19 protein-coding genes are annotated in these 15,929 nt (G+C 42.5%); 13 read left to right on the top strand and 6 right to left on the bottom strand.

Going from position 1 to position 15,929, the window contains the following annotated elements; translation table 11 throughout:
- Nucleotides 1-59 precede the first annotated feature (59 nt).
- The 4 genes from CZ809_RS16990 to CZ809_RS16975 all read right to left on the bottom strand — a co-directional run bounded on the left by CZ809_RS16990 (nucleotide 60) and on the right by CZ809_RS16975 (nucleotide 4,345).
- The gene (locus tag CZ809_RS16990) at nucleotides 60-929 is read right to left on the bottom strand and encodes a phosphoribulokinase (protein ID WP_080158736.1); all 870 of its coding nucleotides are present in this window, start codon (nucleotides 927-929) and stop codon (nucleotides 60-62) included.
- Between the two features lie 151 nt (nucleotides 930-1,080).
- On the bottom strand, nucleotides 1,081-1,293 hold the full coding sequence (locus CZ809_RS16985) for a YheU family protein (protein ID WP_080158735.1): 213 nt from the start codon (nucleotides 1,291-1,293) through the stop codon (nucleotides 1,081-1,083).
- Between the two features lie 67 nt (nucleotides 1,294-1,360).
- Entirely contained in the window at nucleotides 1,361-2,359 is a 999-nt protein-coding gene (locus CZ809_RS16980) for a hydrolase (RefSeq protein ID WP_080158734.1), read from the bottom strand.
- Between the two features lie 63 nt (nucleotides 2,360-2,422).
- Nucleotides 2,423-4,345, bottom strand: coding sequence for an ABC transporter ATP-binding protein (locus CZ809_RS16975; protein WP_080158733.1), 1,923 nt, complete (start codon nucleotides 4,343-4,345; stop codon nucleotides 2,423-2,425).
- 259 nt (nucleotides 4,346-4,604) lie between these two features.
- Here CZ809_RS16975 and kefG point away from each other — a divergent pair, with 259 nt between their 5' ends.
- The 4 genes from kefG to slyD all read left to right on the top strand — a co-directional run bounded on the left by kefG (nucleotide 4,605) and on the right by slyD (nucleotide 7,886).
- A complete protein-coding gene (gene kefG, locus CZ809_RS16970) occupies nucleotides 4,605-5,180 on the top strand; it encodes a glutathione-regulated potassium-efflux system ancillary protein KefG (RefSeq protein ID WP_080158732.1) in 576 nt (191 codons plus the stop codon).
- Nucleotides 5,173-6,978 carry a glutathione-regulated potassium-efflux system protein KefB gene (gene kefB, locus CZ809_RS16965; protein ID WP_080158731.1) on the top strand — a complete coding sequence of 602 codons (1,806 nt, stop codon included), beginning with the start codon at nucleotides 5,173-5,175 and terminating at the stop codon, nucleotides 6,976-6,978. The genes kefG and kefB overlap by 8 nt, the downstream gene beginning before the upstream one ends.
- Before the next feature lie 15 nt (nucleotides 6,979-6,993).
- The gene (locus tag CZ809_RS16960) at nucleotides 6,994-7,203 is read left to right on the top strand and encodes a YheV family putative zinc ribbon protein (protein ID WP_080158730.1); all 210 of its coding nucleotides are present in this window, start codon (nucleotides 6,994-6,996) and stop codon (nucleotides 7,201-7,203) included.
- 83 nt (nucleotides 7,204-7,286) lie between these two features.
- Entirely contained in the window at nucleotides 7,287-7,886 is a 600-nt protein-coding gene (slyD, locus tag CZ809_RS16955) for a peptidylprolyl isomerase (protein ID WP_045028976.1), read from the top strand.
- 93 nt (nucleotides 7,887-7,979) lie between these two features.
- Here slyD and CZ809_RS16950 read toward each other — a convergent pair whose 3' ends face one another.
- Together CZ809_RS16950 and CZ809_RS16945 are read right to left on the bottom strand one after the other, a co-directional pair.
- Nucleotides 7,980-8,201 (bottom strand): SlyX family protein, encoded by a 222-nt coding sequence (locus CZ809_RS16950; protein ID WP_045035979.1) that lies wholly within the window; start codon nucleotides 8,199-8,201, stop codon nucleotides 7,980-7,982.
- Between the two features lie 10 nt (nucleotides 8,202-8,211).
- Entirely contained in the window at nucleotides 8,212-9,189 is a 978-nt protein-coding gene (locus tag CZ809_RS16945; protein ID WP_080158729.1) for a WD40 repeat domain-containing protein, read from the bottom strand.
- 192 nt (nucleotides 9,190-9,381) lie between these two features.
- Between CZ809_RS16945 and fkpA the strand changes: the two genes are divergently transcribed.
- The 9 genes from fkpA to CZ809_RS16900 form a co-directional block, all read left to right on the top strand.
- Nucleotides 9,382-10,245: an FKBP-type peptidyl-prolyl cis-trans isomerase gene (gene fkpA / locus CZ809_RS16940; protein WP_080158728.1), complete on the top strand. Its 864-nt coding sequence runs from the start codon at nucleotides 9,382-9,384 to the stop codon at nucleotides 10,243-10,245.
- Between the two features lie 188 nt (nucleotides 10,246-10,433).
- Entirely contained in the window at nucleotides 10,434-11,156 is a 723-nt protein-coding gene (locus tag CZ809_RS16935; RefSeq protein WP_080158806.1) for a helix-turn-helix transcriptional regulator, read from the top strand.
- A complete protein-coding gene (gene tusD, locus CZ809_RS16930; protein WP_080158727.1) occupies nucleotides 11,153-11,545 on the top strand; it encodes a sulfurtransferase complex subunit TusD in 393 nt (130 codons plus the stop codon). The genes CZ809_RS16935 and tusD overlap by 4 nt, the downstream gene beginning before the upstream one ends.
- A gap of 10 nt (nucleotides 11,546-11,555) precedes the next feature.
- Complete coding sequence (gene tusC, locus CZ809_RS16925) at nucleotides 11,556-11,912, top strand: sulfurtransferase complex subunit TusC (RefSeq protein ID WP_080158726.1); 357 nt, start codon at nucleotides 11,556-11,558, stop codon at nucleotides 11,910-11,912.
- A gap of 7 nt (nucleotides 11,913-11,919) precedes the next feature.
- Nucleotides 11,920-12,213, top strand: a complete 294-nt coding sequence (gene tusB, locus CZ809_RS16920) for a sulfurtransferase complex subunit TusB (protein WP_080158725.1) — start codon at nucleotides 11,920-11,922, stop codon at nucleotides 12,211-12,213.
- A 176-nt stretch (nucleotides 12,214-12,389) separates the two neighbouring features.
- The gene (rpsL, locus tag CZ809_RS16915) at nucleotides 12,390-12,764 is read left to right on the top strand and encodes a 30S ribosomal protein S12 (RefSeq protein WP_004399892.1); all 375 of its coding nucleotides are present in this window, start codon (nucleotides 12,390-12,392) and stop codon (nucleotides 12,762-12,764) included.
- Nucleotides 12,765-12,859: 95 nt separating this feature from the next.
- Nucleotides 12,860-13,330 carry a 30S ribosomal protein S7 gene (rpsG, locus tag CZ809_RS16910; RefSeq protein WP_080158724.1) on the top strand — a complete coding sequence of 157 codons (471 nt, stop codon included), beginning with the start codon at nucleotides 12,860-12,862 and terminating at the stop codon, nucleotides 13,328-13,330.
- 89 nt (nucleotides 13,331-13,419) lie between these two features.
- Complete coding sequence (gene fusA / locus CZ809_RS16905; protein ID WP_080158723.1) at nucleotides 13,420-15,525, top strand: elongation factor G; 2,106 nt, start codon at nucleotides 13,420-13,422, stop codon at nucleotides 15,523-15,525.
- 100 nt (nucleotides 15,526-15,625) lie between these two features.
- Nucleotides 15,626-15,929: GTP-binding protein (locus CZ809_RS16900; RefSeq protein ID WP_235865964.1), on the top strand; the 304-nt coding region annotated here is incomplete at its 3' end.

Below are 15,929 nucleotides of genomic sequence, written 5' to 3'. Positions count from 1 at the left end.
AACGAGTAGTGAGAGCTACGTCTGATACTTACTTCTGAGTATCATACAAGAAATAATGCTTACGCTATTTTTCCATTTTCAATGAGTTGTTCAAGCAACGGTCGCATAATCAGTTCCATCGCAAAACTCATTTTCCCACCAGGAACCACAAGGGTATTGTGGCGTGACATAAATGAGCCTTGAATCATCGCCAATAAATGTGGAAAGTCGACATTTTTTAAGCCACGAAACCGGATCACGACAAAGCTTTCATCTAAACTTGGAATACCTTTCGCACTGACAGGGTTTGACGTATCAACGGTAGGGACTCGTTGAAAATTAATATGGGTGCGAGAAAATTGGGGTGTGATGTAATTAAGATAGTCATCCATTGAGCGCACAATTGATTCCATCACCGCTTCTCTTGAATGACCGCGGTCGCGAGTGTCGCGAATGATCTTTTGAATCCACTCTAAGTTTACAATGGGCACCATCCCAATCAGTAAATCAACATGCTGAGCGACATTGGTTTCACCATCAACCACACCGCCATGTAGCCCTTCATAAAATAACACATCAGTATTTTCAGCTAACTGTTGCCAAGGCGTGAAAGTACCCGGCATTTGATTATAAGGTACGGCTTCATCAAAGGTATGTAAGTAACGCCGAAACTTGCCACTGCCGTCTTGAGCATATTGCTCGAAAAAGTGGGCTAACTGTTCAAAGTCATTGGCTTCTGCACCGAAATAGCTGATATGACGACCTTGTTCTTTGGCTTTACGAATCTCACAATCCATCTCTGGGCGAGTAAAACGATGAAAACTATCGCCTTCTAACCATGCGGCGTTGATGTCCATCATATTAAACATTTTGCGGAAGGCTTCAGAGGTGGTGGTCGTACCCGCGCCTGATGAACCAGTGACAGCAATAATAGGGTGTTTTACCGACATAACTCACCTTGTTGTTGTGATTAGCACAGGTTTAATAACAAATAATGGTCAGCGATAAATGTTACTACATGTTTGCTAAAATGTCGGTATTAAGTGATAAAAATGCAACTGATACCAAGTTTTAATGGTTATCGCTACAATAATGTAGTGATTACATTTGATTGCGGAGCTTAATATCTACTGATTCATGCAATTCAGAGAAAACAATTACAGCATCACCAGATTGTAATTGGCGTCGTACATAAGCCACTTTATCACTGAGGCTGATTTCAACTTCGCCATAATCAGTGCCTTCTCGTAAAATAAATTGTTCGATAAGGTTAGTGAGTGTTTCTGGTGCGATGTCTTGCCAAGGGATAATCATTACAACTTCTTAAATGACTAATAAAATAATAGCTGCAGTATATTCTTAAAATTAGCATGAAAGAAAGTCAGTCATTATTTGGTTGGGTTGTTTGATGTTGATCTAATTGTTGTTGAAACCATGCAGGCACTGTGTGCTCTAACCAAAATTGTGGTTTGAGTAAGCTGCCATTGATAAAACCGACATGACCACCGGTGGCTGATAAATCATAACGAATGTTGGCGGGTAATGGCTGTGATGGAATAACATCGCTGTTCATAAACGGATCATCTTTAGCATGAATGATTCGTAAAGGACGACGAATATTTGTCAGTTGCAGTAAGCCACTGCAACGTTGATAGTAGTCATTAGCATTTTTGAAGCCATGTAATGGTGCTGTTACTGCTTGATCAAATTGCCACACATTGTTAATCGATGCTAACTGTTGCTGATTAATGGGCATAGTGTGAGGCTGACGTTCAATCTTTTTGGTAATGGTGCGTTTAAGCGATGTTAGTAAGTAGCGTTGATATACTCGTGAGAACCCTTGCTGAATACGATCAGAACAGGAGGCAAGGTTAAGTGGTGGTGAAATCGCTTGAGCGGCAATCAGTTCGCTATTGTCACGGTAGTTAGCTAAGTAATTAATCAATACATTACCACCCAGAGATACCCCAACAGCCATAAATGGGCGTTGTGGAAATTGCTGCCGTAGCCATTGAATGAAGAAGCGTACATCTTTGATGTCACCGGAATGATAGCTTTGTGGATGACGATTTAATTCACCGCTGCAGCCTCTAAAATGCATCATTACTCCAAGCCAGCCTTGCTGTTTGGCGGCCATCAATAAGCCATTAGCATAAGGGCTGTTAAAACTGCCTTCTAAACCATGTAATAAAATCATCAATGGCTGGTGATGGTTAGTGTGGTCTGGCTGCTCTGTCCAAGCAAGATCGATAAAATCGCCATCAGGCATTTCAAGGCGTTGAGTGATAGGGGTAAAGAGGGGCTGGCGACGAATAAAGCGAGGTAATAAGGTTTGTAAGTGAGGATTACCTAATCCGGTAGCAGCGCTAAATGGTTGCATGTAATGTCCTTGATCTTAATAAAAACGCCGGAGTAATAAAACTATCACTACGGCGTTAAATGATCACTCAGCGTTAAGCTGGCCTTCCATTTCTTCTAGTTGTTCTTGTAGTTCCATCCAGGCGACTTCAATGTCTTCAAGATCGGATTTAGCATCGCCTTGAAGCTTCAACTGTTCATTCATTTGCGCTTTATTTTCAGGCTCATAAATGGTGCTATCACTTAATGCTGTTTCTGCAGCGGTGATGATCGCATTAAGCTTATCCATTTGCTTTTCAAGCTTAGTGATCTCTTTGCGAATCGGTGCGGTTTGTTTACGGAACTCAGCATCTAAACGTTTTTGTTCTTTACGTGATGCAGCACTATTGTCTTTATTGGTTTCAGGTTTTGCTGCTTGCTGCTCACGACGTTCATTGCGTTGCTGTTCGCCTAACCACTTGTGGTAATCACCTAAATCACCATCAAAAGGCACTACTTGGCGATCGTGAACCAAGTATAAATCATCGGTCGTTGCACGGAGTAAGTAACGGTCGTGACTAACAATAACCATTGCGCCTTCATAAGATTGCAACGCGAAGGTCAGTGCTTGACGCATATCTAAGTCAAGGTGGTTAGTCGGTTCATCGAGTAACAATAGGTTTGGACGTTGCCAAACAATTAACGCTAATACCAAGCGCGCTTTTTCACCCCCAGAAAAAGGACCGACTTTCTCTAGTGCTTTATCGCCAATAAAACCAAAACTACCTAAGTAATCACGCAGTTGTTGTTCGGTTGAGTTTGGCGCGATACGTGCCATGTGTTGGACCGGGGTGTCATCAAGGTATAAAGTTTCTAATTGATGCTGAGCGAAGTAGCCAATTTTAACCCCTTGTGAGAACGCCATATCACCGGCTTTAGCGGGTAAATCACCTGCGAGCATTTTAATTAAGGTTGATTTACCGGCACCATTACGCCCCAGTAATCCAATTCGGCTTCCCGGTACTAAGTTTAAGCGGATCTTTTCTAGAATCAGTAAATCATCATAACCAGCAGCGACATGATCCATCATCAAAATTGGATTTGGCAGTGCGCTGGGTTCTCTAAACTCAAACGTAAATGGGTTATCAAGCTGCGCTGGTAGTACTTTCTCCATCCGTTCTAATGCTTTAATACGGCTTTGCGCTTGGCGTGCTTTGCTGGCTTTGTAACGAAAGCGTTCGATATATGACTGCATGTGCGTCATTTGCTTCTGCTGCTTTTGAAACATTGCTTGTTGCAATACCAGTTTTTCTGCACGTTGAACTTCAAACGAGGAATAGTTACCGGTGTAACTGTTCATGGTTTGGTTTTCAACGTGAATAATGCGGTTGATAACCGGATCTAAGAAATCGCGGTCATGAGAAATCAGTACTAGCGTGCCACGGTAGCTTTGAAGCCACTTCTCAAGCCACATTACCGCATCAAGATCTAAGTGGTTGGTTGGCTCATCGAGTAATAATAGGTCAGAACGACATAGCAGTGCTTGGGCAAGGTTTAAACGCATGCGCCAACCACCAGAGAACTGGGTTAAGTTCCACTGCATTTGATGTTGTGAAAAGCCTAAACCATTCAATAATTCTGCTGCACGAGCATTGATACTATAACCACCAATGGTATCAATTTTACCATGCAGTTCAGCGACTTTATTGCCGTTATCAGCCAGTTCTGCTGCGATTAATTGACGTTCAAGTTCGCGGTATTCGCGATCACCATCAATCACATATTCAATTGCCGCTCGCTCCAGTGCTGGAGTTTCTTGGGCTACCCACGCTAATTCCCAATTACTTGGAAACTGACAATTACCGCCATCTAAGCTGAGTTCATTTTTGAGTAATGCGAATAGGGTTGATTTACCACACCCATTTTTACCCACCAGACCGACTTTATCGCCAGGGTTAATGGTTGCTGTGGCATTTTCAAGCAGAACTTTACCACCACGTAGAAGTTGGATATCTGAGAAGATAATCATCGATAGCGCCGGGGACGTGCCCGCTCCACAAAATTAAACTGGAATTATGTTCAGGAGTCTAACCCAAACTTGAACCAGTGGCTAACCTGACACCGAGTTAACACGGTACTTACATGGGGGAGATGCTGGTTTGTATAAAATAGAAAAGCCAACTAAATGATCATATTAAGTAACAATTAGGTATGATAGTTAACAATTGGGCACCGTAATACTCTAGCAAAGTATTACTTGGATCATTTAACGACGTGCAAAGGACAATATGACCGATTTAAAAATATTAATTATCTTTGCTCACCCCGATCCTCAAGAATCCGTTGCGAATCAAACATTACTCAATGAAATAGAGCAACTACCTCATGTTACTGTGCATGATTTATATGCCACTTATCCTGATTTTTTTATTGATGAGGTCGCTGAACGAGCACGGGTAGTGGCTCATGATGTGATCATATTTCAACATCCATTGTATATGTACTCTTGTCCGTCACTATTGAAAGAGTGGCTTGATCGAGTGTTAACCAAAGGGTTTGCCCATGGTGATGGCAAAGCGACGGCAGGTAAATATTGGCGCTCAGTGATCACCACTGGCGGTGCTGCGGAAGCTTACAGTCCTGATGGCTATAACCGATGTAGTATTGACGATATTTTAAAGCCGTTTGAATTGTGTGCTGATCTTTGCCGAATGCAATGGTTGCCGCCATTAGTGGTGCATTGGGCTCGGCGAATTCCAGAATTGGAGCGACAACAGTACGCACGATGGTATCGGCAGTGGTTAATCAACCCTCATCAATACGATCCGCAATTACCATTAGCCACAGGAGCCAGCCATGGATAATGACTTTTTAGTGGTGATGGTGATTTTTTTAGGGGCAGCCATTATTGCGGTACCGTTAGCACAACGATTAGGTCTCGGTTCGGTATTGGGGTATCTCATTGCTGGCATTGGTATTGGACCATGGGGATTGGGATTAATCTCTGATGTGGATGCAATATTGCACTTTTCTGAGTTTGGGGTGGTGTTGTTACTGTTCCTTATCGGTTTGGAACTTAACCCGAAAAAATTATGGCAAATGCGTAAGCCAATTTTAGGATTAGGTGGCAGCCAAGTGGTGATCTCGACGCTGGTTATTGCTGCAATTGCTCTTGGCTGGCGATGGTTTTTTCCTGATCTTAGTTGGCGTGATGCGATTGTTATCGGCATGGGGTTGGCATTATCGTCAACTGCGATTGCATTACGGGTGATAGACGAACAACAATTAAGTGGTAGCGAAACGGGTCAATCAGGATTTGCAGTACTGCTGTTTCAAGATATCGCGGTTATTCCAATGTTAGCGTTATTACCATTGCTGGCAGGTAATGCTGGTGGCAGCTGGTTGGATGGCATTTGGATGTTAGGCTGCATTGTACTGTTTTTAGTTGCTGGCCACTTTTTGTTGCGGCCGTTATTTCGTTATGTGGTGATGAGTGGTGTGCGTGAGTTGTTTAACGTGGCCGCGTTATTATTAGTCATTGGTATTGCATTGATAATGCAGATGATCGGTTTGTCGATGGCACTTGGTGCATTTTTAGCGGGTGTATTACTGGCTGAAAGTGAATATCGGCATGAACTTGAAATAGCCATCGAACCATTCAAAGGATTATTACTGGGATTGTTTTTTATCTCGGTTGGCATGGCGGTTAATCTGGGGCTGTTATTACAATACCCATTACAGATCCTCGCGGTAGTTATTGGCTTAGTGACCCTTAAGGCTGGCATTCTTTATCTATTGGCGCGCCTGTTTGGTGTTGGTGAAAAATCGCGTAGTCAAATGGCGGTTATTTTAAGCCAAGGTGGAGAGTTTGCTTTTGTGTTATTTACGGCAGCTAAAGCTGATGGATTATTAAGTGGTGAGTTAGCACCGCTGTTATTAGTGGTTGTTAGTTTATCGATGATGACGACGCCATTAATTTTACAGCTACAAAAACAGTGGTATCGCCGTAGCTTTCAAGAAGAAGATTCACAGCAACCAGTTTCGGATGTCATTGATCGTCAGCCGCGCGTCATTATTACCGGGTTTGGTCGATTTGGGCAGGTGGTGGGACGGCTACTGTTTGCCAATAAAATTCGCGTTACTGTATTAGAGCGCGATCCCAGTCAAATTCAATTTTTGCGTAAATTTGGTTATAAGGTCTATTACGGTGATGCGACGCAATTGGATTTATTACGTTCGGCGGGAGCAGAGAATGCTGAAGCCTTGATTATCTGTACGGATGACCCAAATGAAGTGATGGAAGTGGTCGCGTTATGCCAACAGCACTTTCCTCGATTGAAATTAATGGCGCGCGCACGTAGTCGAGTTGAAGCCCATCAGTTATTAAGTCATGGGGTTGAATGTTTTTCACGTGAAACATTTGAAGGTGCCCTTGATTTAGGTCGCCAAGCCCTCATATCTTTGGGTATACATCCTTATAAAGCGAATCGTGCTCAGGCGCATTTTCGTAAAATCGATAGCCAAGCATTACGTGATTTACTGCCTCAGCATAGTGAAGATGTCAATTTAGCATCACGTCAAAAAGAGGCTCGTAAAGAGTTGGAAGATATTTTTGATCGTGAAATGCGTGGTGAGCAACAACGTCACCAAGATTGGGATTAATCAAGGAATGATTCAATGATCAAGAAGCGATTTATTGCAGGTGCAGTGTGTCCGAATTGCCAAGCACAAGATACATTACGCTGGTGGCAACAACATGACATTGAACATATTGAATGTGCACTGTGTCATCACCTTGATACACGTTTGCCACAGTCAGTAAAAGAAAGTGAACAACTTTCTTCAGCAACCAAACAACAAGTGATAGGGATTTTTAAACCAGACTAATGTGATAATGGCATCTCAATGGTATTATCCTGTATGATATGGGAACAAAAACTATCACCCCAAGCTTAAATTTTGGAGTTAACATGAAAGTCGCTAAAGACACAGTAGTAAGCCTAGCTTACCAAGTGAAAACTGAAGAAGGTATCGTTGTCGATCAATCAACAGTTGAAGTACCTCTTGATTACCTACACGGTCACAACAACCTTATTCCTGGTCTGGAAAAAGCGCTTGAAGGCCACGTGGCAGGCGACAAGTTTGAAATCACTGTTGCTCCTGAAGAAGCTTACGGCGAGCACATGGACGAAATGGTTCAACGTGTTCCTGCAAATGTATTCCAAGGTGTTGATGAAATCACTGTTGGTATGCGTTTCCTAGCTGATACTGATCAAGGTCCAATCCCTGTAGAAGTAACTGAAGTTGACGGCGACGAAGTTGTTGTTGATGGTAACCACATGCTTGCTGGTCAAACACTTGGTTTTGACGTTGAAGTTGTTGCTGTACGTGCTGCAACTGAAGAAGAAATTGAACACGGTCACCTACACCAAGGTGGCGGTTGTTGTGGTGGTGAAGGCGGTTGTGGCGATCACGGTGACGACGATTGCTGTGGCGGCGACCATGATCACGGTAACGACGAAGGTTGTTGCGGTGGCGAAGGTAAGGGCGGTTGCGGCTGTTCTCACTAATCACATTTATTGTGATCATAAAAAAAGGAAGCCTCGGCTTCCTTTTTTGTTTTTATCTTGTCGAACCTCGAACCTCGAACCTCGAACCTCTATTTAATAATGTGGTGGCGGTGTTTCTTCTGATTCATCTGCCATATTAGAGGTTTGCATACCTTTAACTTTACCGACCATAAACTTAAGTTGTACTTCCATTCGATCAATCATAAATTGCTGCTTCGTTAGCGCATCATTTAATTCATCAATGGTCTGTTCTTGGAAGGCGAGTTTCATCTCGAGTTCATCAAGACGGCTTTGTAGTTGTTGTATCTCATTCATGGGATATCTTTCAGTCGGTTGACCAGGCTTGAGCGTAACCAGCAGATGAGCCAGCGACAACATTACCTGTAGGGCTAATAGCGACATCATACACCACTGCTGTGGCGGGTCGAGCCCCTGGCTGTACTTCCGCACGCCAATTTTTGATATTTTCACCATTATCTGTGCGCCATAATTCGACTCGGCGTGATGGTGATCCCGTTACCAAAAATTGACCATCATCAGAAAAACGTGCACTTGAAAGGGTTTGATAACGTACTTTCATCGCTAATTGAGTGATTTTGTTACCCGTAGTCAAATCCCAAATAATATTGTCATTATTATCGGTAGCAGAAAAAGCGAATTTTCCATCGCGTTGCAGTGCGACTTGGTTGACACGGCTGCTATGCTTAAATGAATAAATAATCTGTCCGCTGCGGGTATCCCATAAATAGGCGTGGTGATCATTGCCTCCAGAAAGGGCATAGCGGCCATTGGCAGAAAGGGCAACACTATTAACATTGTTTCGATGCGCTAAAAATTCGAGCCGTCGACCATTTGTCAGATCAATAAACAAGGCTTTACCGTTATTTAATGCTAACAATACGTCAGTGCCATTATTGGCAATAGCGACATCTTGAATTTTTGCGTTATCAATTGACCATAACCCATGGGCTTGTGACCATCCCAAATCCCATACGGCAAAATTTTGAGTTGTTGCGGTTATGGCATAACGATTGTTATCAGATATATAACTTGTTATCACGCTATTGTGATATTGATCTTGAGAACCAAAATCAGCTAACTTTTTGTTTTGCTGTAAATCCCATAGCGCGATACCTTGTATGTTTGTACTAATAAGTGCAAAACGGCCATCACGACTAAGGCTTAAGCTCGTGCTACCTTGTTGAGCAAGATGCCAGCGTTGGAGTTCTGAATTAAATAGAAAACAACCGCTTAAGGCAAAGGTAGAGAAAAGTAGACTAACTGACAAAAATTTCTTGTACATTAAGCTCTGGTTCCGCTTTATTAGGGTAACTAGATAGAAGAAATGAATCTGATTAAATAACTGCAGCGCTAAGTATTTACAGTTACTTAATCAGACTGGTAGTAGTATATTGATATAATTTTGTTTTCATACTCATACTAATAAACACAGTGTAAAAGTGAGGCATGACCTCAATGACTGATGGAGAAATACATGAAGCCTATTTTAAAGATGTCTGTATTAGCAGCAACAATCTTCCTTGCTGTGGGTTGTCAGGACGATAATAAAGCAGACACCAACAAGTCTGCTGAGCCTGCAAAAGTTGAACAAACAACGGCTTCAGCTGCTGTTGCAACAACGGATGCTGCTAAAGTTGAATTTAAAACTGAAGATCAAAAAGCAGCGTATGCTATTGGTGCATCACTAGCACAATACCTATCAGCTAACCTTGATCAACAAAAAGAACTTGGCCTTAACCTGAACCGTCAAGATGTACTTGCGGGGGTTGAAGATGTGTTTGCAGGTAAGAGCCTGATGACACAAGAGCAAACTCAACAAGCACTACAATCTCTTGATCAACGTGTTGCAAAGATTGTTGAGCAGAAAGCAAAAGCTGACGCTGAAAAGAACATTAAAGCAGGTGAAGAGTTCCGCGCTAAATTTGCTAAAGAAGCCGGTGTAGTTACCACTAAATCTGGTTTGATGTACAAAGTTGAGAAAGAAGGTACAGGCGCAAAACCTGCTGCAACTGATACTGTTGAAGTGCAGTACAAAGGCATGCTAACTGACGGTACTGTATTTGATAGTTCATACCAACGTAACCAACCAGCAACCTTCCCACTAAATCAAGTGATTCCAGGTTGGACTGAAGGCGTACAATTAATGCCTGTTGGTTCTAAGTTTGAATTTGTTATTCCGCCACAACTTGCATATGGCGCACAAGCTAATCCAAGCATTCCTGCTAATTCTACTCTAGTTTTCCAAGTAGAATTATTAAGCATCAAAGATGCTAAGCAAGCTCAACAGCCAGTTGTTGAAGCAGTAAAAACAACAACTACAGCGACAAAAACGCAATAAGTTATCACTTTCTAGTGACAAAAAAGCGTAACTGTTGATCCAGACCCGGCATATGTCGGGTCTTTTTTGTTCAATTATCTGATAAACTTACTGAGAAGATTTTAAATTTTATCAATTATATTGAATGCTTGTGGTGATAGATCAGGGCGATCGCATTGTAGATAAGCAGCAAAATGGAAGGTGATATCGTGATTTCAGTAGATAATTTTGGAACAGAGATAATTGTTGATAGTGACATCGTTGACAGACGAATTTTTTCTGAACACGATGATAATATTCTGCGCGCGTATGAAGCGGTTGTTGACGGTTTAGCCGCATTAATTGGGCCATTTTGTGAAATTGTTCTGCACTCCTTAGCCGATTTAAATACCTCGGCCATCAAAATAGCCAATGGTCAGAATACAGGTCGTAAAGTAGGATCACCGATCACCGATCTTGCGTTACGCTCTTTACGTGATATTCAAAATTCAGAACGGAATTTTTCACGTGCTTATTTCACGCGCGCTAAAGGCGGTGATTTAATGAAATCAATCACTATTGCGATTCGTAATGGTGATAATAAAGTTATCGGGTTGTTGTGCATTAACGTTAATCTTGATGTGCCATTTACCCAAATACTGCAATCGTTTATGCCAACGGATGAAGCCAAACAAGCAGCATCAAAAGTAAACTTTGCCAGTGATGTTGATGAATTGGTGGATCAAACCGTTGAACGCACTATTGAAGAAATAAACGCAGATAAGAATGTATCTAATAATGCTAAAAATCGTCAGATAGTGATGGAGCTATTTGATAAGGGTATTTTTGACATCAAAGATGCAATTAACCGTGTTGCTGATCGATTGAATATCTCAAAGCACACTGTTTATCTTTATATTCGTCAGCGAAAAACAGAGGATGGTGACAAGTGAGTTTAACTTACGCCATTGTTGTTAATGGCCCAGCCTATGGTACTCAAGCCGCACGTTCAGCTTATCAATTTTCATGTGCACTTATTGAGCTAGGACATACCTTAACTCGCGTATTCTTTTATCAAGATGGTGTTTTAAATGGTAATGGGCTGACAGTACCCGCATCCGATGAATTTGATCTGGTTGCTGCATGGCAGCAGTTGGCGCAAACACATCAGGTTGAATTACATACTTGCGTGGCTGCAGCATTACGACGTGGCATTATTGGTGAACAAGAAGCACAACAACATCAATTGCCCAGTCATAATTTAGCCTATGGGTTTGAAGCGGCTGGATTGGGTGGTTTAGCTGAAGTATTACTTAGTGCAGATCGCGTGATTCAATTTTGAGGTTAATCGAGTGAATAACTTAGGGTTTGTTTTTCGTCAACCACCTCATGGTAGCAGTTGTGGTCGTGAAGGTTTAGATGCGCTATTGGCGGCTTCTGCTTACACTGAAGCATTAGACGTATTTTTTATTGGTGATGGGGTATTACAACTGGTTAAGCATCAGCAGCCAGACGCTATTTTAAGTCGTAATTATATCGCGACTTTTAAAATGCTACCTTTGTATGACATCGAAAATATTTATGTTTGTCAGCAGTCATTAATTGAACGCGGATTAAGCGTTGATGATTTATTAATTGACGTAAATATCTGTCCCCATTCTGAGCTGGTGACAAGATTGCATTGTTGCCACCAAATTCTCACATTTTGAGGTGCCGATGTTACATACTGTGACCCGATCACCATTTCAGAGCCACTCATTGGCACAATGTTTACAGTTTATTTGCGCTGGTGATGAGATCTTATTGCTCGAAGACGCTGTAATTGTCGCCTTGAGCGAAAATATTTACTTTGATTTAATAAAAAATATCGGCGTAAAAATTTATTTACTAGAAGCCGATATTATTGCGCGTGGTTTGCAAGATAAATGTGATAAAGATCTAGATGTTATTGATTATAAAGGGTTTGTTTTGCTCACTGAAAGACATGACAAGCACATGAAATGGGCGTAACAAGCCATTATTAGTAACAATATATGGACAAAAAAGTGATTGTTTAAGAAATGATCACTTAATTGATCGTTGGTTAGATCTTGACACCTTTAGGTGCGATGCCTAAAATTTCGCGTCCTCCTGTTGTTGGGAGGCAGATTTTTCACCTTACGAAAGTAACAATCAGGAGCTATTTAATGGCAACTATTAACCAGTTGGTACGTAAGCCACGTGCTAAGCAAGTTGTAAAAAGCAACGTGCCAGCACTAGAAGCGTGCCCACAGAAACGTGGTGTATGTACTCGTGTTTACACTACTACACCTAAAAAACCGAACTCAGCATTACGTAAAGTTTGTCGTGTTCGTCTAACAAACGGTTTTGAAGTAACATCATACATCGGCGGTGAAGGTCACAACCTTCAGGAGCACTCAGTTGTTCTTATCCGCGGTGGTCGTGTTAAAGACTTACCGGGTGTTCGTTACCACACTGTTCGTGGTGCACTTGACTGTGCAGGCGTTAATGACCGTAAACAAGGTCGTTCTAAGTACGGTGTGAAGCGTCCTAAGTCTTAATGGATTCCGTTAAGTAAGGCCAAACACTAAAATTATTTAATTTTGAAGAAACTGAAAAGTTTTGGATAACCTGAAGAAGACAACGGAGATAATCCATGCCACGTCGTCGCGTAATCGGTCAGCGTAAGATCCTTCCAGATCCTAAATTCAAATCAGAATTGCTGGCAAAATTCGTTAACATCCTAATGGTTGACGGAAAGAAATCTACTGCAGAAAAAATTGTTTACTCTGCACTAGAAACTATGGCTGAGCGTTCTGGTGAAGAACACTTATCTGTATTCGAAAAAGCTCTTGAAAATGTACGTCCAGCGGTAGAAGTTAAATCTCGCCGTGTGGGTGGTTCAACTTACCAGGTGCCTGTAGAAGTACGTCCAGTACGTCGTAATGCACTAGCTATGCGTTGGTTAGTTGAAGCTGCGCGTAAGCGTGGTGAAAAATCTATGGCTCAGCGTCTTGCAGGCGAAATGCTAGATGCAGCTGACAACAAAGGTTCTGCTGTTAAGAAACGTGAAGACGTTCACCGTATGGCAGATGCGAACAAAGCGTTCGCACATTACCGCTGGTAATATAGCTGGTAATACCGCTTGGGCACAGCAGGTTTTCCTGCTGTGCCTAAACCATTTTCTAAGGTTCACCTTAGTAAGAGGATACAACCGTGGCTCGCAAAACGCCTATCGAGCGCTACCGTAATATCGGTATCTGTGCTCACGTTGACGCCGGTAAAACAACCACTACCGAGCGCATCCTGTTTTATACAGGTCTATCTCACAAGATTGGTGAAGTACACGACGGCGCTGCTACTATGGATTGGATGGAGCAGGAGCAAGAACGTGGTATCACTATCACATCTGCTGCTACGACCACCTTTTGGCGCGGTATGGACAAGCAGTTCGACGAGCACCGAATCAACATTATTGATACTCCAGGACACGTAGACTTCACCATTGAAGTTGAACGTTCACTGCGCGTACTTGATGGTGCTGTTGTTGTGTTCTGTGGTGCTTCAGGTGTAGAGCCTCAGTCTGAGACTGTATGGCGTCAAGCCGATCGATATGAAGTTCCTCGTATTGTTTTTATTAACAAGATGGATCGCACGGGCGCAGATTTCTTCCGCGTTATCGAGCAGATCAAACACCGTCTTGGTGCAACACCAGTGCCTCTGCAATTAAATATTGGTACTGAAGATGAATTTAAAGGTGTAATTGACCTGATCAAAATGAAGGCCATTAACTGGTCTGATGCTGATCAAGGCACCAGTTTTACTTATGAAGATATTCCTGCTGACATGCAAGAGTTAGCAGAAGAGTGGCGCATGAACTTAGTTGAATCAGCAGCAGAAGCTAATGATGAACTAATGGATAAATACCTTGAAGAAGGTGAACTGACCGAAGCTGAAATTAAAGCTGGTCTGCGTCAACGTACCCTAAACAACGAAATCGTACTGGCAACTTGTGGTTCTGCATTTAAGAACAAAGGTGTTCAAGCCGTACTAGATGCTGTTGTTGATTTTCTACCTTCACCAACTGAAGTAAAAGCAATTACTGGTGAAGACGAACACGGTAACCCTGTTGAGCGTCATTCAAGTGATGACGAACCATTCTCAGCACTAGCGTTCAAAATCGCAACCGACCCGTTCGTAGGTACGTTAACTTTCATGCGCGTATACTCAGGTGTTGTTAATTCAGGTGATACTGTTTTCAACACTGTAAAAGAAAAACGTGAGCGTTTAGGTCGTATTGTTCAGATGCATGCGAATAAACGTGAAGAGATCAAAGAAGTGCGCGCTGGTGACATTGCGGCAGCCATTGGTCTTAAATTTGCAACGACAGGCGATACCTTGTGCGATCAAAATCATAAAGTGATCCTTGAGCGCATGGAATTCCCTGAACCGGTTATTCAGATTGTGGTTGAACCACGTTCTGTTGCTGATCAAGATAAGATGACAATCGCGCTAGATAAACTAGCTGCAGAAGACCCATCTTTCCGCGTTGAGACCGATGTTGAATCAGGTCAGATTCTAATTTCTGGCATGGGTGAGCTTCACCTAGATATCATCGTCGATCGTATGAAGCGCGAATTTAACGTCAACTGTAACGTGGGTAAACCCCAGGTTGCTTACCGTGAAACTATTCGTGGTAATACTAAAGTTGAAGGTAAATTCATTCGTCAAGCTGGTGAAACTGGCGGCCGTGGCCAATATGGTCATGTGTGGCTAAAGCTTGAACCATCAGAACCGGGTGAAGGTTTCGTATTCGTAGATGAAATTGTTGGTGGCAGCGTACCTAAAGAATACATTAGTGCTGTTGCTACAGGTATCGAAGAACAAATGAAGAGTGGCGTGCTAGCAGGCTACCCAATGATTGATGTCAAAGCGACATTAGTTGATGGTTCTTACCACGACACTGATTCAAGCGAAATTGCATTTAAAATCGCAGGTTCAATGGCATTACGACAAGGTGCACTTGATGCAACTCCAGTATTGCTTGAACCGATGATGAAAGTTGAAATTACCACGCCAGAAGATTGGATGGGTGATGTTGTTGGTGACCTTAACCGTCGCCGCGGCATGATCGAAGGTATGGAAGAAGGCAACGCGGGTATTAAAATTATTCGTGCGCAAGTTCCACTATCAGCAATGTTCGGGTATGCAACTGATTTAAGATCAGCAACACAAGGCCGTGCGTCTTATTCTATGGAGTTTAGCGAGTACGCTGAAATGCCAAAGAACGTTACTGACAAAATTATTGCTGAACGTATTTAATTTCATTATTGCGTCAATGGCTATTGGCGCATAAAATACAAACTTCAGAGCCGTCCCCGACCTAGTAGGGGGCGTATCTTAACTAGGAAGGAACACAATTGTGTCTAAAGAAAAATTTGAACGTCTAAAACCGCATGTTAACGTTGGTACAATCGGTCACGTTGACCACGGTAAAACAACTCTAACAGCTGCTATCTGTACTACACTTGCAAAAGTGTACGGTGGTGTTGCTAAAGACTTCGCATCTATCGATAACGCTCCTGAAGAGCGCGAGCGCGGTATCACAATCTCTACTTCTCACGTAGAATACGATACTCCTACTCGTCACTACGCACACGTAGACTGTCCTGGACACGCCGATTATGTTAAAAACATGATCACTGGTGCTGCTCAAATGGATGGTG

Source organism: Photobacterium piscicola, assembly GCF_900166965.1.
GTDB classification, from domain to species: domain Bacteria; phylum Pseudomonadota; class Gammaproteobacteria; order Enterobacterales; family Vibrionaceae; genus Photobacterium; species Photobacterium piscicola.
Note: the sequence above shows the minus strand (reverse complement) of the source record. Positions and strands in the feature narration are given on the sequence as shown.